We start from the raw sequence: 19,518 nt of genomic DNA, 5'->3' as shown, positions 1-19,518 counted from the left end.
GATGCAGCGCATCAGTTCTTACAAACTTGAAATATGCGCAGACTGTGCGTGCCGTTATAGTCGAATCACACATGAAACAACTCGAAGAGGAATCCATGAAGACTTTGCGTATTGCCTCGCTCTTGACCGGTATGACGGCCTTGCTCGTGTCGGGCGCAGCAATGGCGGGAGTCAATGTCGGGATCAACGTCGGCGTGCCGGCTCCGGTCTACGTCGCACCCGCGCCCGTGTATGCGCCGCCGCCTCCGCCGGTCGTCTACCAGCCGGCGCCCGTGTATGCGCCGGCGCCCGTCTACGCGCCGGCCCCGGCGATCGTGATCGGCTGGCACGGCGATCGCTACTGGGACGGCCGCCGCTACTGGGGCCGCGACGAGTGGTATCGCCATCATGGCCGCGGCTGGCACGGCGATCGCGGTCACTGGGACAACGGCCGTCACAACGGCTGGCGCTGATCGATCTGCGGCGCACGCGCGATGCGTGCGCGCCTCGAAGGAAAACCGCCCGTGTGAACTGAACACCGGGCGGTTTTTCTTTGCCGGTGCGAGTCGCACGCGGCAGCCGCAACGCGCCGGTGCCGTGCGCGAAAACCCGCAAGTTGGCTCGACGTCGAATTGAATGGGTAGAATCGACCCACGTTCCATCCCTCAATCGACCGACAGGGCCTCTATGACGAAGGGTTCGCCCCGGACCGCCGCCACCCGCATCCGCTTCGGCGCCGCGCATGCGGTACGGGCCGCCGGCCGCACGGCGGCAGCATGGGCACTACAGGCGGTACTGGCTGCAACCGCCGCGCACGCGGCCTATGCGATCGCGCAGTACGGCGAGCCGAAATATCCGCCGGGCTTCAGGCATTTCGACTACGTGAACCCCGACGCGCCGAAGGGCGGCACGCTCGTGCTCGCGAACCCGAGCCGGCTCACGTCGTTCGACAAGTTCAATCCGTTCACGATGCGCGGCAACCCCGCGCCGGGCATCGACCTGCTGTTCGAGAGCCTCGCGACCGGCAGCATGGACGAACCGGCATCCGCCTACGGGCTGCTCGCCGACGACATCGCGATCGCGCCGGACCGCCGCTCGGTCACGTTTCACCTGAACCCGCGCGCGCGCTTTTCGAACGGCGATCCGGTCACGGCCGACGACGTCAGGTTTTCGTTCGACACGCTGAAGAGCAAGCAGGCCGCACCGCAGTTCGGCGCGTATTTCGCGGAGATCGCGAAGGCGGTGGTGGTCGATCCCGCGACCGTGCGTTTCGAGTTCCGCAGCACGAACCGCGAGCTGCCGCTGATCGCCGGCGGCGTGCCGGTGTTCTCGCGCAAGTGGGGGCTGCGCGCGGACGGTTCGCGGATTCCGTTCGACCAGCTCGCGTTCGAGCAGCCGATCGGCAGCGGCCCGTACCTGATCGAGCGCTACGACAACGGCCGCACGATTACCTATCGGCGCAATCCCGCGTACTGGGGCGCCGACCTGCCGGTGCGGGTCGGCACCGACAACTTCGAGCGGATCGTCTACAAGCTCTACGGCGACGGCGTCGCGCGGCTCGAGGCGTTCAAGGCCGGCGAGTACGACGTGCTGGTCGAATACATCGCGCGCAACTGGACGCGGCGCGACGTCGGCAAGCGCTTCGACAACGGCGAGCTCGTCAAGCGCGAGTTCCGCCAGCACAACGGCGCGGGCATGCAGGGCTTCTTCATGAACCTGCGCCGGCCGCTGTTTCGCGACGTGCGCGTGCGCCAGGCGCTCGATCTCGCGTTCGACTTCGAATGGCTGAACCGCCAGTTGTTCTATAGCGCGTACACGCGCCTCGACAGCTATTTCGCCGATACCGACCTGCAGGCGACCGGTACGCCGGGCCCGGGTGAACTGAAGCTGCTGGAGCCGTTGCGCACGCAACTCGACCCGGCCGTGTTCGGCCCGATGGTCACGCAGCCGAACACGAACCCGCCGGGCTCGCTGCGCGCGAACCTGCTGAAGGCGCGCGCGCTGCTCGCGCAGGCCGGCTGGACCTACCGCGACGGCGCGTTGCGCAACGCGCAGGGCGAGCCGTTCACGTTCGAGATCCTCGACGATTCGGGCGCGGCGATGGAAGGCGTCGTGACCGCCTACCAGCGCAACCTCGCGAAGCTCGGCATCGACGCGCGTTTTCGCACGGCTGATTACGCGCTGCTGCAGAAGCGCCTCGACGCGTTCGACTACGACATGACGACGGTTCGCCTGCCGGGTGTGCAGGTGCCGGGCGCCGAGCAGTTCTCGCGCTACGGCAGCAAGTTCGCGGACGAACCGGGCTCCGACAACATCATCGGCCTGAAGTCGCCGGCCGTCGACGCGCTGCTGCATGCGCTCGGCGCCGCGCAGACGCGCGAGGACCTGCTCGACGCGACGCATGCGCTCGACCGCGTGCTGATGCACGGCTATTACGCGGTTCCGCAGTGGTACAGCACCACGCACCGGATCGCATACAAGCGCACGCTCGGCTATCCGCAAACGCTGCCGCTGTACTATTCGGCCGAGGGCTGGGTCGTATCGACCTGGTGGGCCAAGCCCGATCACTGAAGCCTGCCGGCCCTTCGTTCAACCCAGCCTATCGATCGCGAGTCGACGCCCTATGTGGAGCTACATCCTCAAACGCCTGCTGCTGATGATCCCGACGCTCGTCGGCGTGCTCACGCTCACGTTCGCGGTGATCCAGTTCGTGCCGGGCGGCCCGGTCGAACAGGCCGTGCAGGAGCTGCGCAAGGGCGCGACGGAGCAGGGCGCGGCGCCGTTCGGAATGCGCGCGCACACCGGCGTCGACGCGCAGCAGCTCGCGCAGCTCAAGGCGCTGTACGGCTTCGACAAGCCGCCGCTCGAGCGTTACTGGCTGATGCTGAAGCGTTTCGCGCGCTTCGATCTCGGCGACAGCTACTTCCGCCACCAGAGCGTGTGGTCGCTGGTCGTGCAGAAGCTGCCGGTGTCGATCAGCATCGGGCTGTGGACGTTCTTCGTCACCTACCTGATCTCCGTGCCGCTCGGCATCGCGAAGGCCGTGCGCAACGGCTCGCCGTTCGATGTCGCGACGAGCCTCGTCGTGCTGGTCGGCTATGCGATTCCGGGCTTCGTGCTCGGCGTGCTGCTGCTCGTGCTGTTCGGCGGCGGCTCGTTCTGGCAGCTGTTCCCGCTGCGCGGGCTCACGTCGGACAACTTCGCCCAGCTGTCGCTCGCCGGCAAGGTGCTCGATTATCTGTGGCACATCGCGCTGCCGATCACGGCGTCGGTCGTCGGCAGCTTCGCGGTCATCACGATGCTCACGAAGAACGCGTTCCTCGACGAAATCCGCAAGCAATACGTGCTGACCGCGCGCGCGAAAGGGCTCGCCGAGCGCACCGTGCTGTGGAAGCACGTGTTCCGCAACGCGATGCTGCCGCTGATCGTCGGGTTTCCGGCCGCGTTCATCGGCGCGTTCTTCACGGGCAGCCTGCTGATCGAGACGCTGTTCTCGCTCGACGGCCTCGGGCTGCTGTCGTACGAGTCGGTCGTGCGGCGCGACTATCCGGTCGTGCTCGGCACGCTGTACCTGTTCACGCTGATCGGGCTCGCGACCAAGCTGATCTCGGACCTCTGCTATGTGTGGGTCGACCCGCGCATTCAATTCGACAACCTGGAGCGCTGACATGAAACCGTCCGCCAGCACGCCGCTCGCCGGCGCGCCCGTCCGCCTGCCCGCGCTCGCCGGGCGAGGTGCGCGATGAACCGGGCCGTCGTGTCGTCCCGCATCGACGCGGCCCGTGCGCGCGTGTCGCCGTCGCCCGCGCGCCGCGTCTGGCAGCGCTTTCGCCAGCAGCGCCTCGGCTACTGGAGCTTCGTGATCTTCGTCGTCGCGTTCGCCGCGAGCCTCGCGGCGCCGCTGTGGTCGAACGACAAGCCGCTCGTCGTGCGCTACGACGGCCAGACCTATTTCCCGATGTTCCATGCGTATCCGGAGACGACCTTCGGCGGCGACTTCCCGACGCCGGCCGACTATCTCGATCCGTACGTCCGCAAGCGGCTCGAGGCGCCGGGCAACTTCGTCGTGTATCCGCCGAACCGCTATTACTACGACACGCTGAACTATTTCTCGAGCGTGCCGAACCCGGCGCCGCCGTCGCGTGCGAACTGGCTCGGCACCGACGCGCAGGGGCGCGACCTGCTCGCGCGGCTCGTGTACGGGTTCCGCGTGTCGGTCGAGTTCGGGCTGGTCCTGACCGCGATCGGCACGCTGCTCGGGATCGCCGCGGGCGCCGTGCAGGGCTTCTTCGGCGGGCGCATCGACATCGTCGGGCAGCGGCTGATCGAGATCTGGAGTTCGCTGCCCGAGCTGTACCTGCTGATCATCTTCGCGTCGATCTTCGAGCCGAGCTTCCTGCTGCTGATCGTACTGCTGTCGCTGTTCGGCTGGATCGGCCTGGCCGACTACGTGCGTGCCGAGTTCCTGCGCAACCGCACGCAGGACTACGTGCGCGCGGCCCGCGCGATGGGGCTCACGAACTGGCAGATCATCTGGCGCCACGTGCTGCCGAACAGCATGACGCCCGTGATCACGTTCCTGCCGTTCCGGATGAGCGGCGCGATCCTCGCGCTCACGAGCCTCGACTTCCTCGGGCTCGGCGTGCCGCCGCCGACGCCGAGCCTCGGCGAGCTGCTCGCGCAGGGCAAGGGCAACCTCGATGCGTGGTGGATCTCGCTGTCGACGTTCGGCGTGCTGGTCGCGACGCTGCTGCTGCTGACCTTCATGGGCGACGCGCTGCGCAACGCGCTCGACACGCGGATCGCCGATTCGGTGCGCGCGGCAGGAGGCCAGCGATGAGCAGCACGGTCGTATCGAACGCGGGCGAGCCGCTGCTGTCGCTCGAGCATCTGCAGGTGCGCTTCGGCGACACGGTGGCCGTCGACGACGTGACGCTCGCGATCGGCCGCGGCGAGCGCGTCGCGCTCGTCGGGGAGTCGGGATCGGGCAAGAGCGTGACCGCGCTGTCGATCCTGCGGCTGCTGCGCGACGCCGACGTGAGCGGCACGATCCGCTTCGCCGGGCATGACCTCGCCGGCAAGAGCGAACGCGAGATGCGCGGGCTGCGCGGCTCGGACATCGCGATGATCTTCCAGGAGCCGATGACGGCGCTCAACCCGCTGTACACGATCGGGACGCAGATCGGCGAGACGATCGTGCTGCACGACGGCGTGACGGCGGTGGAGGCGCGCAAGCGCGCGATCGCGCTGCTTGCGCGTACCGGCATCGCGGAGCCGGAGCGGCGCGTCGACAGCTACCCGCACCAGTTGTCGGGCGGCCAGCGGCAGCGCGCGATGATCGCGATGGCGCTCGCCTGCCGGCCGCGCCTCCTGCTCGCGGACGAACCGACCACGGCGCTCGACGTGACGATCCGCGCGCAGATCGTCGACCTGCTGCTCGAGCTGCAGCGCGAGGAGGCGGAAAAGCGCGGGATGGCGATCCTGCTGATCACGCACGACCTGAACCTCGTACGGCACTTCGCCGAGCGGGTCGCGGTGATGGAGCGCGGCAAGCTGGTCGAAAGCGGGCCGGTCGAGCGGATCTTCGCGGAGCCGGAGCATCCGTATACGCAGCGGCTGCTGAACAGCCGGCCGCAGCGCGCGGTCGCGCCGGTGATGCCGATCGCGCCCGTCGTGCTCGATGCGCGCCATGTCAGCGTGCAGTTCGCGCGCAAGCGGCCGGGCTTCGCAGGCTGGTTCGGCACGACGCCCGTGACGGCGGTCGCGGACGTGTCCGTGTCGGTGCGGCAGGGCGAGACGCTCGGGATCGTCGGCGAATCCGGCTCCGGGAAGTCGACGCTCGCGATGGCGCTGCTCGGGCTGCAAAGGACGGCCCACGGCGAGATCGAATTCCAGGGGCGCGCGCTGTCGACCTATCGCGGCCGCGAACAGACCGCGCTGCGCTCGAACATGCAGGTCGTCTTTCAGGATCCCTTCAGTTCACTGTCGCCGCGTCACACGATCGAGCGGATCGTCGGCGAGGGGCTCGAACTGCATCGCCCGGAACTCACGCCGGACGCGCGCCGCGCGAAGTCGCTGGCCGTGCTGCGCGAAGTCGGCCTCGACCGCACGGTGCTGCATCGCTATCCGCACGAATTCTCGGGCGGGCAGCGCCAGCGGATCGCGATCGCGCGTGCGCTCGTGCTGGAGCCGCGCATCCTGATCCTCGACGAACCGACGTCCGCGCTCGACGTGTCGATCCAGCAGCAGGTGCTGAAGCTGCTCGCGGATTTGCAACAGAAATACAACCTCGGCTATGTATTCATCAGCCACGACCTGGAGGTGATCGGCGCGATGGCGCACCGGGTCGCGGTGATGCAGGACGGGGCGATCGTCGAGTCCGGCGACGTGGCCGATATCTTCACGAAACCGTCACATCCTTACACACAAAAGCTGTTGAAAGCGGTCTGGAAAGCGTGATAGGCGTCCAATGGTCTGACTATCTCGATTGTATTTTTTAATTTGTTTTGACAAACGATTACGCGCTGGCTAGTATCGACCGAAATTTTCCGCCAATCAGCTGATTTTTAAGCACATTCCATCGACCAATGCAGCATCGATCCCTGACCCAGGCATGCGCGCGCACCCTCGCCGGGCTGTTCATCGGCGCCCTGTTCGCAGCAGCTCCCGGCGCGTTCGCCGACGAAGTCAGCAGTTTTAACCAGAATGTCACGAATTCGACTCAAATCGGGTCGAGCTCCTCCCCCCAGCAGACCAATGCCCAGTCGTCGAGCGGCGGCGCGAAGTCGTTTCTTGCCGGCATGGCGGGCAAGGCAGGCGACGTCGTCGTCGGTGCGCTGAACATGATCGGCGTGCGTTACCGCTGGGGCGGCAACTCGCCGGATTCCGGCCTCGACTGCAGCGGCTTCGTGCGCTACGTGTTCCAGGACACGCTCGGCATGTCGCTGCCGCGTCGCGCCGAAGAGATGAGCCGCGTCGGCGAGAAGGTCAGCATGAGCAACCTGAAGCCGGGCGACCTCGTGTTCTTCAACACGATGCGCCGTACGTTCTCGCACGTCGGCATCTATATCGGCGACAACAAGTTCGTGCATTCGCCGTCGACGGGCAGCACGATTCGCGTCGACGATCTCGACAGCGGCTACTGGGAAAAGCGTTTCACCGGTGCGCGCCGGCTCGAGTCGGAGTTCCCGATGAAGGCCGACGACCTGCGCCAGCGCGTGCGTGCCACGATCGGCGACGACGCGGCGAACGGCAGCAACTGACCGACGCTCGCCGGCGAACCGCCGGATCCAAAAAACCCTGTCACCGGAAGGCGGCAGGGTTTTTTGTTTTGGGGCGTGCGCAAGCGGCTGGTGGCGGGGCCATCGTCGGTGGCGCGCTCGCTGTCGCGCGCCGCGCGCCGCGATGCGCCGCTTATGCCGCCGCGACGCCGCGGGCCGCCGCGAGCTTGCGCTGCAGCTCGGGCATGACGCGCGCGACGGCTTCCTCGCCCGCGAGGATCGCCGCGTTGCGCTGGTTGAAGTCGCTGCCGCCCATTGCCGCGAGGTTCGGGCGGATCACGACGTCCGCGTATTTGTCGAGCTCGTAGGTCTTGATCGTCTGGCCCATGATCGTGAAGGTCTGCAGCAGCATCTCGATCGGGTTGTTGGTCGCCGCGCCGTCCGGCCGCGACGAGATGTCGACCGCGATCACGAAGCTCGCGCCCATCTTGCGCGCGAACGACGCGGGCACCGGGCTCACGAGGCCGCCGTCGACGTATTCGCGGTTGCCGATCTTCACGGGCTCGAACACCGACGGCACGCTGCACGACGCGCGCACCGCGAGCCCCGTATTGCCCTGCTGGAACAGGATCGGCTGGCCGTTCTGCAGGTCCGTCGCGACGATGCCGAGCGGCTTCGCCATCTTTTCGATCGGCCGGTTGTTGAGCGTCTTGTTCAGGAAGTTCTGCAGCGCCACGCCCTGCAGCAGCCCGCGCGAGCGGAACGGCAGCGCCCAGTCGCTGATCGCCGCCTGATCCATGTCGAGTGCGATCTTGTTGATCTGCAGCCCGCTCATCCCGGCGGCATAGAGCGCCCCGACCACCGAGCCCGCGCTCGTGCCCGCGACGATCTCGACCGGGATGCCGCGCGCCTCGAGCGCCTTCAGCACGCCGATGTGCGAGAAGCCGCGGGCGGCGCCGCCGCCGAGCGCGATGCCGATCTTCACGGGCTTCTCGCGCGACTGCGCGGGATTCGCGGCGTTGTCGGGGCGGGACTTGTCGCCGAACGACGTGCAGGCGGCGAGGCTGGCGGATGCGCAAGCGATCGTGAAGTGACGGCGCGACAGGCGAGGGGACGACATCGAATGGTTCTCCGGCGGCTTGGCGGCGGGCCGTGCGGCCCGCGGCGGCGATAGGTTCCGAGCGGCCGCGCGGCACAAACCGCGCGGCCGGCGCGGCGCCGGCTGGCGGCCGCGGCGCGCACATCATAAAGCAAGCGGCGCGCTTGGCGCGAAGGGCGGCGCGAGTATAATTCCGGCTTCTTTCCCGTTCCGGGCGCGGCCGGCCCCAGTGCTGTCCGGGCTGTCGCCGTCGGTCCCGCGTCGAATCATTCATGCGCCCCAGGCGTTCGAGTTACCGTTTATGACCCGTCCTGTCCGTACCCGCTTCGCGCCGAGTCCCACCGGCTTCATCCACCTCGGCAACATCCGCTCTGCGCTCTATCCGTGGGCGTTCGCGCGCAAGATGAAAGGCACGTTCGTGCTGCGTATCGAGGATACCGACGTCGAGCGTTCGTCGCAGGAAGCCGTCGACGCGATCCTCGAGGGGATGCAGTGGCTCGGCCTGGATTTCGACGAAGGCCCGATCTACCAGATGCAGCGGATGGACCGCTACCGCGCGGTGCTCGCGCAGATGCTCGAGCAGGGCCTCGCGTACCCGTGCTACATGTCGGCCGAGGAGCTCGACGCGCTGCGCGAACGCCAGCGCGAGGCCGGCCTCAAGCCGCGCTACGACGGCACGTGGCGTCCGGAGCCGGGCAAGGTGCTGCCCGAGCCGCCGGCCGGCGTGAAGCCGGTGCTGCGGTTCCGCAACCCGCTGACCGGCACGGTCGTGTGGGACGACGCGGTGAAGGGGCGTGTCGAGATCTCGAACGAGGAGCTCGACGACCTCGTGATCGCGCGCCCGGACGGCACGCCGATCTACAACTTCTGCGTGGTCGTGGACGACATGGACATGAACATCACGCACGTGATCCGTGGCGACGACCACGTGAACAACACGCCGCGCCAGATCAACATCCTGCGCGCGCTCGGCGGCGAGCCGCCCGTCTACGCGCACCTGCCGACCGTGCTGAACGAGCAGGGCGAGAAGATGAGCAAGCGGCATGGCGCGATGAGCGTGATGGCGTACCGCGACGCGGGCTTCCTGCCGGAGGCCGTCGTCAACTACCTCGCGCGCCTCGGCTGGTCGCACGGCGACGCGGAGATCTTCTCGCGCGAGCAGTTCGTCGAATGGTTCGACCTCGAGCATCTCGGCAAGTCGCCCGCGCAGTACGACCACAGCAAGCTGAGCTGGCTGAACGCCCATTACATCAAGGAAGCGGACAACGCGCGCCTCGCCGCGCTGGCGAAGCCGTTCCTCGACGCGCTCGGCATCGACGACGCGGCGATCGCGACGGGCCCCGCGCTCGATGCGGTGGTCGGCCTGATGAAGGACCGCGCGACGACGGTCAAGGAGATCGCCGAAGGCGCCGCGATGTTCTACCGCGTGCCGGCGCCGGATGCCGACGCGCTCGCGCAGCACGTGACCGATGCGGTGCGCCCGGCACTGGCCGATCTCGTCGCCGCGCTGAAGGCGGCCGACTGGACGAAGGAAGCGGTGTCCGCCGCGCTGAAGGCGACGCTCGGCGCGCACAAGCTGAAGATGCCGCAGCTCGCGATGCCGGTGCGCCTGCTGGTGGCGGGCACGACGCATACGCCGTCGATCGACGCGGTGCTCGTGCTGTTCGGTCGTGACGTCGTGGTGTCGCGTATCGAGGCCGCGCTGGCCTGAGGTTGGAGCGGATGCGAAGCCGCTCGCGCAGGGTGTCACGGCGGCTTCGCAAAAAATTTCGCTCGAATCGCAAAAAGGGTATTTACAAGTTCAAATTCGGTCCATATAATCTCATTTCTGTTCTGCAAGGGGGTATAGCTCAGCTGGGAGAGCGCTTGCATGGCATGCAAGAGGTCAGCGGTTCGATCCCGCTTACCTCCACCATCAGAGCAGAACGAATTGATTTGCGAAGCAGCGGTAGTAAGTAATAAATGCTTCACAAAATGATTTAAAGCAGTTAGAATTTCGGCCTTCGCTGTTGATGATGAGTGAATAGCGAAAGTCAGACAGATCTGAAAAGATCATGTCCCCTTCGTCTAGAGGCCTAGGACATCACCCTTTCACGGTGAGTACAGGGGTTCGAATCCCCTAGGGGACGCCAGATTCAGCGGCGTTTCATAGAAGTGTCGCGAGGCTTGCAGGAACGTAACCGACGTCCTGCAGGTAACGGTGCAGAAAGTTGGAGCGGTAGTTCAGTCGGTTAGAATACCGGCCTGTCACGCCGGGGGTCGCGGGTTCGAGTCCCGTCCGCTCCGCCAGAACGAAGCCCGTTCAAGACGTTTTTGAGCGGGCTTTTGTATTAAAAATGTAAGCAGTACGTTGTCCCCTTCGTCTAGAGGCCTAGGACATCACCCTTTCACGGTGAGTACAGGGGTTCGAATCCCCTAGGGGACGCCAGGATTCAGCGGCGTTTCGTAGTAGAAGTGTCGCAACGCTTGCAGGACGTGAACGAGGTCCTGCAGGTGAGAGTGAAGAAAGCTGGAGCGGTAGTTCAGTTGGTTAGAATACCGGCCTGTCACGCCGGGGGTCGCGGGTTCGAGCCCCGTCCGCTCCGCCAGAACAAAGCCCGTTCAAATGAACGTTTTGAGCGGGCTTTTGCGTTAAAGATGTAAGCAGTACGTTGTCCCCTTCGTCTAGAGGCCTAGGACATCACCCTTTCACGGTGAGTACAGGGGTTCGAATCCCCTAGGGGACGCCAGATTTCGGCGTCGTTCGAACAAACGATGCGCCGGCAGGAAGTAACCGACGCCTGCCAGGCAAGAAGCAAGACTGGAGCGGTAGTTCAGTCGGTTAGAATACCGGCCTGTCACGCCGGGGGTCGCGGGTTCGAGTCCCGTCCGCTCCGCCAGAAAAATGAAAAAGCCCGCCTCGTGCGGGCTTTTTCATTTGCGTCGTTGATCGTGCCCGCTCGCGGGCGCGTGACTGCGGAGCGGAGGAAGCCGCCTGCGCGGCTTCCGGCGGGACGCGAAGGGCTGCGCGTGCACGCGCAGCCGCGGCCTGCAGGATGTAGGCGAGTCCCGTCCGCTCCGCCAGAAAATGAAAAAGCCCGCCTCGTGCGGGCTTTTTCATTTGCGTCGCTGATCCGGCGCCACTACGAGAAATTCGCGATTGCATCCGCCCGCGACTGCGCTATCGTGGCGGAATGCGTTTTTGACCCCTGCGCGATGCTCGATCCGACCGACCTGCGATTGCTGTATCAGCTCCGGCCCGCGGAGCCTGGCGATTTTCCGTTTGCCGAGGCGCTGACGCACGGCAACATGGGCGGCTATTACAAGCGCCATGGGCTCGTCTGGCGCAGCGACCTGTTCTATGCGAGCTGGCGCGAATCCGAAAACTTCATCCTGGAAGCCGACGGCGAACGTATCGGCGTGCTGCGCGTGACCGAGGAGGGCGATTCGCTGCACATCCGCGACGTGCAGATCGCGGCCGGCCATCGCGGACAGGGCGCCGGCACCTACATGCTCGACATGTCGCATCGCTGGGCGCGCGCCCGCGGGCTGCACGAACTGCAGTTGCGTGTGTTCGTCGACAATCCGGCCGCGCGCCTCTACCTGCGGATGGGCTACCGCGTCACCGGGCCGAGGCTGGCCCAGCTCGGCTCGATTCGCCACATGGTGCGTCCGGTTTGAGCGCGTAACGGTTACCCACGCGGGGGCCACGCGGCGACGGTCAGCGGGCGGCGTCGATCGCGTCGTCGTCGGGGGCGTCGTCGATTGCGATGCCGTCTTCCGCGCCGCGATGCTCGTAGCCGCGCAGCATGAACGCGCGCGGGCTTTCGCCGAACGCGCGCCGGAACATCGCCGAAAACGCGCTCTGGCTCTGGTAGCCGAGTTCGCGTGCGATATGCGACAGCGGGCGCCCCTGGTTCAACAGCGGAATCGCGCGCGCGAGCAGCGCCTGCTGCCGCCACTGCGAAAAACTCACGCCCAGTTCCTGCCTGAACAGCCGCGAGATCGTGCGCGTGCTCGCACCGACCTCGCTCGCCCAGTGTTCGAGCGATTCCGCATGCGCCGGTTGCGCGAGTACCGCCTCGCACAGCATGCGCAGCCGCTTCTCGTCGGGCATCGGCACCGCGAGCGGCAGCGGTTCGGCGCGGCTCAGCTCGTCGAGCACGAGCCCGCACAGCAGCCGTTCGCGGGCGCCGCTCAGGTCGCGCGCGTCGAGCGCGACGATCAGTTCGCGCAGCAAGCCCGTCACCTCGACCACCCGGCATGCGTCGAGCCCGTCCGGCACGACCGACTCGTCGATGTACAGCGTGCGCAAGTACGCTTCCTCGACGATCACGACCTCGTGCGTGACGTGCGGCGGCACCCAGATCGCGCGGGAAGGCGGCACCATCCACGTCGTCCCGGTCGTCGCGACGCGCAGCACGCCGCGCGATGCATACGCAAGTTGCGCCCACGCGTGCGTGTGCAGCGGGATCCGGCGGCCGGCGTCGACCTGCCGTGCCCGGACACGCATCGGGTGGACGCGGGTCGGCGCGAACTCGGGCGGGATGTCGATGACGTCGTACGGGTTCGATGCGTCGGCTTGGGCTGGCGGGTTCATGGACGATTCGGTCGGCGCGGCGGCGGTGCCGTCATTTTAGAAGGCGCCGCGCAGGCGCATGCGGCGGTTTTTCGGCCGATAATGCACGGTTCAAATGAACTTTGTATGGGGCAGCACGTGTTCCGGTCGGCGCAAGCCCGGGCCAGCGTGATGCGTCGCGCCGAAAAGAACCATCGTGCCGCCGGCGCGGTCTATCGATGCGGGCGCGTTTTCGCACAAGCAGCGCCCCAACGACGCCGGCGCCCGCGGCACGGCCGCGACGGCCCGGCACGGCAACACCTGAATCGAAGAGGAGGACCACGATGCGCCATGTATTCGTCTACGGCACGTTGAGAGCGGGAGAAGCCAACGACATCGGCGAGGCGGCCGCGCGGCACGGGATCGCCGCGCCGACGCTGCTCGGGGCGGTCGCACTGCCGGGCGAACTGTACGATTTCGGCACGTATCCGGGCATGGTGCCCGGGCCGGCCGGCCGGTCGCTCGTGTGGGGCGACGTCTACGAGATCGACGAGCGACTGGTGCCCGTGCTCGACGAGATCGAGCGCGTCTATCCGGGCGTCGACACGCTGTTCCGGCAGGAGCCGGTGACCGTCGAACTCGGCGGTCGTCCGTATGCGTGCGTCTACTATCCGGTCGCCGCGCATGCGGCAGCCGACCGTCCGCGCATCGCGTCGGGCGACTGGGTCCAGCACCGGCGCGAGCGGGAAGCCGCCGCCGCATCCGCATAGCGAACCCGCTGCGCAGCAAAGGAAAAGCGCCCCGCGGGGCGCTTTTTTCATGCCGCCGTGTCGTGCGACCGGCGGCGGGCAGGACCGGCGACCCGGCCCGCGTCGTCAGATTTCCTCGTACAGCGGCAGCGTCAGGAATTCGGTGAAGCCTTCCGACGTCGACATCTGTTCGAAGATCGACGCGGCACGCTCGTACGGCTGCGTGTTGCCGCCGACCGACCGCTTCACGTTGTCGAGCTCGGCCTTCGCGAATTCGCGCACGAGCTCGGCGGTGACCTTGCGGCCGTCGTCGAGCACGCCTTTCGGCGAGCGGATCCACTGCCACACCTGCGAGCGGGAGATCTCGGCGGTCGCCGCGTCTTCCATCAGGTTGTGGATCGGCACGCAGCCGTTGCCGTCGAGCCAGGCGCCGAGATAGTGGATGCCGACGTTGATGTTGTTGCGCAGGCCGGCTTCGGTGATCGGCGCTTCAGGCTGGAAGTCGAGCAGGTTCTTGCCTTCGATCTGCACGTCGTCGCGTTGCTTCGCGATCTGGTTCGGCTTGTCGCCGAGCACCTTGACGAATTCCTCCATCGCGATCGGCACGAGGCCCGGGTGCGCGACCCAGCCGCCGTCGTAGCCGTCGGTCGCGTCGCGGGCCTTGTCCGAACGCACGCCGCCCATCGCCTTGTCGTTCGCTTCCGGATCGTTCTTGATCGGAATCAGCGCAGCCATCCCGCCGATCGCCGGCGCGTTGCGCTTGTGACAGGTCTTCAGCAGCAGCAGCGCGTACGCGCGCATGAACGGCACCGTCATCGTGATCTTCGAGCGATCGGCCAGGCAGAAGTCGCGGTCGTTCTTGAACTTCTTGATCGCCGAGAAGATGTAGTCCCAGCGGCCGGCGTTCAGGCCCGAGCTGTGTTCGCGCAGTTCGTACAGGATCTCGTCCATCTCGAACGCGGCGAGGATCGTCTCGATCAGCACCGTCGCGCGGATCGTGCCGCGCGGCACGCCGACTGCCTCCTGTGCCGCGACGAAGATGTCGTTCCACAGGCGCGCTTCGAGATGGCTTTCCATCTTCGGGAGGTAGAAGTACGGGCCCGAGCCGCGCGCGATCAGTTCCTTCGCGTTGTGGAACAGGAACAGCGCGAAATCGAAGATGCCGCCGGACACGCGCTGGCCGTCGACCGTCACGTGCTTCTCGTCGAGATGCCAGCCGCGCGGACGCACGATCAGCGTCGCGACCTTGTCGTTCAGCCGGTACGACTTGCCGTTCTGTTCGAGCGAGATCGTGCGGCGCACCGCGTCCTTCAGGTTGATCTGGCCGTCGATCTGGTTCGTCCAGCTCGGCGCGTTCGAATCCTCGAAGTCCGTCATGTACGAATCGGCGCCCGAGTTCAGCGCGTTGATGATCATCTTGCGCTCGACGGGGCCGGTGATCTCGACGCGGCGGCATTGCAGGTCGGCCGGCAGCGGCGCGACCTTCCAGTCGCCCTCGCGGATCGCCTTCGTGTCGGCCAGGAAATCGGGGCGCTCGCCGGCGTCGAGGCGCTTGGTGCGTTCGACGCGGGCCTGCAGCAGCGCCTGGCGGCGCGGCTCGAACGCGCGGTGCAGCGCCGCGACGAGCGCGAGTGCTTCAGGCGTCAGGATCGCTTCGTAACCCGGCTTGATTTCGCCGGTGATCGCCATGCCTTGCGGCAGCGTGATCGGGGTGCTCATGAGTCTCATCTCCTTGGTCGGTCAGTTGCGGTTTCGGTGAAGGGGGAAGGCGGCAGCGCAGCGAACGTCATGCGCCCGGGCCGGGGCGCGCGCGGTTCGCGGGTCTGCCGGACGGAGCCGGGGTGGCGAGGAATGCGAGCAGGTCGGCCATGCCGCTGCCGGTGCCGTCGGGCGGCGCGCCGAGTTCCTCGGCGGGCGCACCCGTGCGGTTGAGCCAGAACGTCGTGTAGCCGAACCAGGCGGCCCCCGCGACGTCCCAGGCGTTCGACGACACGAACACGATGTCGCGCGGGTTCGCGCCGAACGCGGCGGTGCCGAGTGCGTACGCGACCGGGCTCGGCTTGTACGCGCGTACCGCGTCGGCCGACAGCACGCGATCGAACAGGCCGGTCATGCCGGCGCTCTTGATCGCGATGTCAAGCATCTCCGGGTTGCCGTTCGACAGGATCGCGAGCGGCGGGCGCGGGTCGAGCGCGCGCAGCTTGCGCAGCGCGGGCACCGTGTCGGGATAGGTGGACAGGCACGCGTATTCGTCCATCAGCCGCTTCTCGGCCGCGCTGTTCAGCGCGAGCCCGAGCCTGCGCGCGGCGAACCGCAGCGCGTCGAGCGTGATGTCGCGGAACGGGCGATAGCGGGCGCCGGACGGATCGGCGAGCGTGCGCAATTGCGAGTATTCGATTTGCTTGCGTCGCCACAGCCGCGACAACCGGTCCCCGTGACCGGGAAACATCTGCTCTGCCGCGGCCACGACCGCATGCACGTCGAACAACGTGCCGAATGCATCGAAGAGGATTGCGTCGGGAGAGGAGAGTGTCGTTGTGGCCGACATAGCCTTGCGCTCCAGTTTCAGAGGTCGGAAACGATTTTATTCGTGCTCGTCAGTGCTAAAAAAGACGCTAAACATCACTTGATCTTTTACTTTCATATACCTAATCTTGACCGCTCAAGCTATTTGAAGGGCGGGAACGCCGCCCTTGCGAGTCATGGACCGGTTCAAACAGATCGAAACGTTCGCCGCGGTCGCGGCGAAGGGCAGCCTGTCGGCGGCCGCGCATGCGGAAGGCGTCGCGCCGGCGATCATCGGCCGCCGCCTCGACGCGCTCGAGGAGCGGCTCGGCGTGAAGCTGCTGGTGCGGACCACGCGCAAGCTCACGCTGACCTTCGAGGGTTCGGCCTTCCTCGAGGATTGCCAGCGGATCATCAACGACATGCAGAACGCGGAGGCGAGCGTGTCCGCCGGCGGCGTGAAGGCGAGCGGCCACCTGCGCATTTCCGCGCCGGCCGGCTTCGGACGGCGCCACGTCGCGCCGCTCGTGCCCGAGTTCAGCGGCGCGCATCCGGACGTGTCGGTCACGCTCGACCTGTCCGACCGGATGGTCGACCTCGTCAACGAAGGGTTCGATTGCGCGGTGCGGCTCGGCGAGCTGCCCGATTCGTCGCTGGTGTCGCTGAAGCTCGGCGAGAACCGGCGCGTGTGCGTCGCGTCCCCCGCGTATCTCGCGCGGCGCGGCACGCCGGCCACGCTTGCGGAACTCGCGCGCCACAACTGCCTCGCGCTTGCCGCGAATGCGAACCAGCAGCGTGGCTGGGCGTTCCAGGAGGGCGACAAGGTGGTGTCGATCCGCGTGAACGGCACGATGGAATGCTCGGACGGCGCGGTGCTGCACGAATGGTGCCTCGCCGGCTACGGCCTGGCATGGCGATCGTGGTGGGAGGTCGGCGACGATATCGCGGCCGGCCGCCTCGTCACCGTGCTCGACGCGTTCGCGGCGCCGCCGATCGGCATCCATGCGGTGTTTCCGCAGCGCCGTCACCTGCCGCTGCGCGTGCGGCTGTTTCTCGATTACCTGAAACATACGTACGAACGGCCGGGGTATTGGGGCGAGTAGGGCGGGGGCGAGCAGGGCGCACCGGCCCGCGCGTTTCCGATATGAGGGCGAACCCGCTGCCGGCGCCGGTCGCCCGGTTTCGCGCACTACAATCGAAACTGGCATGCGCGACGCGCCGGAGCCGGCCCGCATGGGTTCGCGGTGCGCGCGGTGCGTCTGACGCAGGAGGGCGCGATGTTCCGGCACATCCTCGTTCCAACCGACGGTTCCGAACTGTCGCAGAAGGCGATCGACGGCGCGATCGACCTGGCGCGCGCGGTCGGCGCGCGGGTCACGGCCTATGCGTGCCTGCCGCAGTATCCGTACTCGCCGTTTTCCGAAGTGATCATCGAGCCGCCCGCCGATTTCCGCGCGCGCAGCGAGCGCGAGGCGCGCGCGCACCTGGACGACGTGCAGGCAGCCGCGAAGGCGGCCGGCGTCGATTGCGACAGCTGGACGAGCGTGCATCCGTCGCCGTACCTCGGCATCATCGAGGCGGCCGAACGTGGCGGCTGCGACGTGATCTTCATGGCGTCCCACGGACGCCGCGGGCTCGGCAGCCTGCTGATCGGCAGCGAAACGCAGCGCGTGCTGACCCATACGAAAATTCCGGTGATCGTCTATCGGTAGACGCGGCGCCCGTCGTTCGTAGCCGCCCGGGCGACAGCACGGCGGTGCCGCTGAAAAAAGGGCGCGCCGGACGAAGCCGGCGCGCGTCGTTGCTGGCGGCCACTGGCCGCGCGCGACCGGTCGCGCGACGTCGATCGCGCGCCAGCCGTCTCCTCCCTGATTGTTGTCCGGTTCCGCCGATGCCGCGCCGTCGCGTGACGGGCCGGCATCGGCGTGACGCTTGCGCGCGTTACGCGACCTTCTTGCCGTCGAAGAACTGTTCGTCTTCGGTCGAGCCGTGCAGCGCGGTCGTCGAGGCTTCGCGCTCGACCGTCTGCGTGACCGCGTCGAAGTAGCCGGTGCCGACTTCGCGCTGGTGCTTGACGGCCGTGAAGCCCTTGTCGGCCGCCGCGAACTCGGCCTGCTGCAGTTCGACGAACGCGCTCATCTGCGTGCGGGCATAGCCGTGCGCGAGGTTGAACATCGAGTAGTTCAGCGCATGGAAGCCGGCCAGCGTGATGAACTGGAACTTGTAGCCCATCGCGCCGAGTTCCTTCTGGAACTTCGCGATCGTCGCGTCGTCGAGGTTCTTCTTCCAGTTGAACGACGGCGAGCAGTTGTACGACAGCATCTTGCCGGGGAACTGCTTGTGGATCGCTTCCGCGAACTTCTTCGCGTACTCGAGATCCGGCTTGCCCGTCTCGCACCAGACGAGATCGGCGTACGGCGCATACGCGAGGCCGCGCGAGATCGCCTGCCCGATGCCCGGCTTCGTGCGGAAGAAGCCTTCGACCGTGCGCTCGCCCGTCAGGAACGGCTTGTCGTTGTCGTCGATGTCGGACGTGATCAGGTCCGCCGCTTCCGCGTCGGTCCGCGCGACCAGCACGGTCGGCGTGCCCATTACGTCGGCCGCGAGACGCGCCGCCGACAGCTTCGCGACCGCTTCGCGGGTCGGCACCAGCACCTTGCCGCCCATGTGGCCGCACTTCTTTACCGACGCGAGCTGATCCTCGAAGTGCACGCCCGAGGCGCCGGCCTCGATCATCGCTTTCATCAGTTCGAACGCATTCAGCACGCCGCCGAAGCCGGCTTCCGCGTCCGCGACGATCGGTGCGAAGAAATCGACGTAGCCTTCGTCGCCCGGATTCTTGCCTTCCGACCACTGGATCTGGTCGGCGCGCGTCAGCGTGTTGTTGATGCGCTTGACGACGAGCGGCACCGAGTTCGCCGGGTACAGCGACTGGTCCGGGTACATTTCGCCCGCGACGTTCGCGTCGCCGGCCACTTGCCAGCCCGACAGGTAGATCGCCTTCAGGCCGGCCTTCACCTGCTGCATCGCCTGGTTGCCGGTCAGCGCACCGAGTGCGTTGACGAACGGCTCTTCGTTGATGAGGCGCCACAGCTTTTCCGCGCCGCGCTTGGCCAGCGTGTGCTCGACGGCGATCGAGCCGCGCAGGCGCACCACGTCCTCAGCCGTGTAGCTGCGCTTGATGCCCTTCCAGCGCGGATCGGTTTCCCATTGCTTTTGCAGTTCCTGTGCCTGTTGCTGTCGCGACATGATGAGCTCCTTGATGCGGTGTGTTGCCAGATCGGTCGAATCGGACGGTGTTGATGCTGTTCTCGAAGCGGGGCGCGGTGCGTGCCGCTTTGAGAAGTCTTGTATAAGAGTCTAGGCAAACCGATCCGAGTGAAACAGGGGCTATACCAGGAAGTTTGAAACTTTTTAATCGTTGTTAAT

16 protein-coding genes and 7 tRNA genes are annotated in these 19,518 nt (G+C 66.7%); 18 read left to right on the top strand and 5 right to left on the bottom strand.

Features of this window, described 5'->3' with window-relative positions; translation table 11 throughout:
• The first annotated feature begins 95 nt into the window (after nt 1-95).
• The 6 genes from U4Z31_RS01420 to U4Z31_RS01395 all read left to right on the top strand — a co-directional run bounded on the left by U4Z31_RS01420 (nt 96) and on the right by U4Z31_RS01395 (nt 7,241).
• The gene (locus U4Z31_RS01420) at nt 96-452 is read left to right on the top strand and encodes a hypothetical protein (protein ID WP_044848002.1); all 357 of its coding nucleotides are present in this window, start codon (nt 96-98) and stop codon (nt 450-452) included.
• Between the two features lie 214 nt (nt 453-666).
• Nucleotides 667-2,550 (top strand): extracellular solute-binding protein, encoded by a 1,884-nt coding sequence (locus tag U4Z31_RS01415; protein ID WP_321809245.1) that lies wholly within the window; start codon nt 667-669, stop codon nt 2,548-2,550.
• 52 nt (nt 2,551-2,602) lie between these two features.
• Nucleotides 2,603-3,646, top strand: a complete 1,044-nt coding sequence (locus U4Z31_RS01410) for a microcin C ABC transporter permease YejB (RefSeq protein ID WP_321809244.1) — start codon at nt 2,603-2,605, stop codon at nt 3,644-3,646.
• 75 nt (nt 3,647-3,721) lie between these two features.
• Complete coding sequence (locus U4Z31_RS01405; protein WP_124488274.1) at nt 3,722-4,819, top strand: ABC transporter permease; 1,098 nt, start codon at nt 3,722-3,724, stop codon at nt 4,817-4,819.
• Complete coding sequence (locus U4Z31_RS01400) at nt 4,816-6,438, top strand: dipeptide ABC transporter ATP-binding protein (protein WP_321809243.1); 1,623 nt, start codon at nt 4,816-4,818, stop codon at nt 6,436-6,438. The genes U4Z31_RS01405 and U4Z31_RS01400 overlap by 4 nt, the downstream gene beginning before the upstream one ends.
• A 128-nt stretch (nt 6,439-6,566) precedes the next feature.
• Nucleotides 6,567-7,241, top strand: coding sequence for a C40 family peptidase (locus U4Z31_RS01395; RefSeq protein ID WP_044847963.1), 675 nt, complete (start codon nt 6,567-6,569; stop codon nt 7,239-7,241).
• Between the two features lie 151 nt (nt 7,242-7,392).
• Here the strand turns inward: U4Z31_RS01395 and U4Z31_RS01390 are convergent, their stop codons facing one another.
• The gene (locus tag U4Z31_RS01390) at nt 7,393-8,319 is read right to left on the bottom strand and encodes a patatin-like phospholipase family protein (RefSeq protein ID WP_044847962.1); all 927 of its coding nucleotides are present in this window, start codon (nt 8,317-8,319) and stop codon (nt 7,393-7,395) included.
• Nucleotides 8,320-8,599: 280 nt separating this feature from the next.
• Between U4Z31_RS01390 and gltX the strand changes: the two genes are divergently transcribed.
• From gltX to U4Z31_RS01345, 9 genes are all read left to right on the top strand, one after another.
• Nucleotides 8,600-10,009 carry a glutamate--tRNA ligase gene (gltX, locus tag U4Z31_RS01385; protein ID WP_124488272.1) on the top strand — a complete coding sequence of 470 codons (1,410 nt, stop codon included), beginning with the start codon at nt 8,600-8,602 and terminating at the stop codon, nt 10,007-10,009.
• 128 nt (nt 10,010-10,137) lie between these two features.
• Nucleotides 10,138-10,213, top strand: a tRNA-Ala gene (locus U4Z31_RS01380).
• Between the two features lie 141 nt (nt 10,214-10,354).
• A tRNA-Glu gene (locus U4Z31_RS01375) sits at nt 10,355-10,430 on the top strand.
• An 80-nt stretch (nt 10,431-10,510) separates the two neighbouring features.
• A tRNA-Asp gene (locus U4Z31_RS01370) sits at nt 10,511-10,587 on the top strand.
• Between the two features lie 63 nt (nt 10,588-10,650).
• Nucleotides 10,651-10,726, top strand: a tRNA-Glu gene (locus tag U4Z31_RS01365).
• 83 nt (nt 10,727-10,809) lie between these two features.
• Nucleotides 10,810-10,886 (top strand) — tRNA-Asp (locus tag U4Z31_RS01360).
• 65 nt (nt 10,887-10,951) lie between these two features.
• Nucleotides 10,952-11,027 (top strand) — tRNA-Glu (locus tag U4Z31_RS01355).
• A gap of 73 nt (nt 11,028-11,100) precedes the next feature.
• Nucleotides 11,101-11,177 (top strand) — tRNA-Asp (locus tag U4Z31_RS01350).
• 130 nt (nt 11,178-11,307) lie between these two features.
• Nucleotides 11,308-11,958: a GNAT family N-acetyltransferase gene (locus tag U4Z31_RS01345; RefSeq protein ID WP_321809242.1), complete on the top strand. Its 651-nt coding sequence runs from the start codon at nt 11,308-11,310 to the stop codon at nt 11,956-11,958.
• Between the two features lie 40 nt (nt 11,959-11,998).
• Here the strand turns inward: U4Z31_RS01345 and U4Z31_RS01340 are convergent, their stop codons facing one another.
• Complete coding sequence (locus U4Z31_RS01340; RefSeq protein WP_321809241.1) at nt 11,999-12,877, bottom strand: helix-turn-helix transcriptional regulator; 879 nt, start codon at nt 12,875-12,877, stop codon at nt 11,999-12,001.
• Nucleotides 12,878-13,179: 302 nt separating this feature from the next.
• Between U4Z31_RS01340 and U4Z31_RS01335 the strand changes: the two genes are divergently transcribed.
• The gene (locus U4Z31_RS01335) at nt 13,180-13,605 is read left to right on the top strand and encodes a gamma-glutamylcyclotransferase family protein (protein ID WP_321809240.1); all 426 of its coding nucleotides are present in this window, start codon (nt 13,180-13,182) and stop codon (nt 13,603-13,605) included.
• A 105-nt stretch (nt 13,606-13,710) separates the two neighbouring features.
• Here U4Z31_RS01335 and aceB read toward each other — a convergent pair whose 3' ends face one another.
• On the bottom strand, nt 13,711-15,303 hold the full coding sequence (gene aceB / locus U4Z31_RS01330) for a malate synthase A (RefSeq protein WP_321809239.1): 1,593 nt from the start codon (nt 15,301-15,303) through the stop codon (nt 13,711-13,713).
• Nucleotides 15,304-15,370: 67 nt separating this feature from the next.
• Nucleotides 15,371-16,132, bottom strand: a complete 762-nt coding sequence (locus U4Z31_RS01325; RefSeq protein WP_044847958.1) for a haloacid dehalogenase type II — start codon at nt 16,130-16,132, stop codon at nt 15,371-15,373.
• A gap of 154 nt (nt 16,133-16,286) precedes the next feature.
• On the opposite strand from U4Z31_RS01325, the gene U4Z31_RS01320 reads away from it, so the two are divergent.
• Nucleotides 16,287-17,192, top strand: coding sequence for a LysR family transcriptional regulator (locus tag U4Z31_RS01320; protein ID WP_044847957.1), 906 nt, complete (start codon nt 16,287-16,289; stop codon nt 17,190-17,192).
• 174 nt (nt 17,193-17,366) lie between these two features.
• Nucleotides 17,367-17,801 carry a universal stress protein gene (locus tag U4Z31_RS01315; protein ID WP_044848000.1) on the top strand — a complete coding sequence of 145 codons (435 nt, stop codon included), beginning with the start codon at nt 17,367-17,369 and terminating at the stop codon, nt 17,799-17,801.
• Between the two features lie 229 nt (nt 17,802-18,030).
• On the opposite strand, the gene aceA is transcribed toward U4Z31_RS01315, so the two are convergent.
• Nucleotides 18,031-19,338, bottom strand: coding sequence for an isocitrate lyase (gene aceA, locus U4Z31_RS01310; protein WP_321809238.1), 1,308 nt, complete (start codon nt 19,336-19,338; stop codon nt 18,031-18,033).
• Between the last annotated feature and the right edge of the window lie 180 nt (nt 19,339-19,518).

Origin of the sequence: Burkholderia sp. BCC1985, assembly GCF_905339915.1 — a bacterium.
Classification (GTDB): Bacteria; Pseudomonadota; Gammaproteobacteria; order Burkholderiales; family Burkholderiaceae; genus Burkholderia.
Note: the sequence above shows the minus strand (reverse complement) of the source record. Positions and strands in the feature narration are given on the sequence as shown.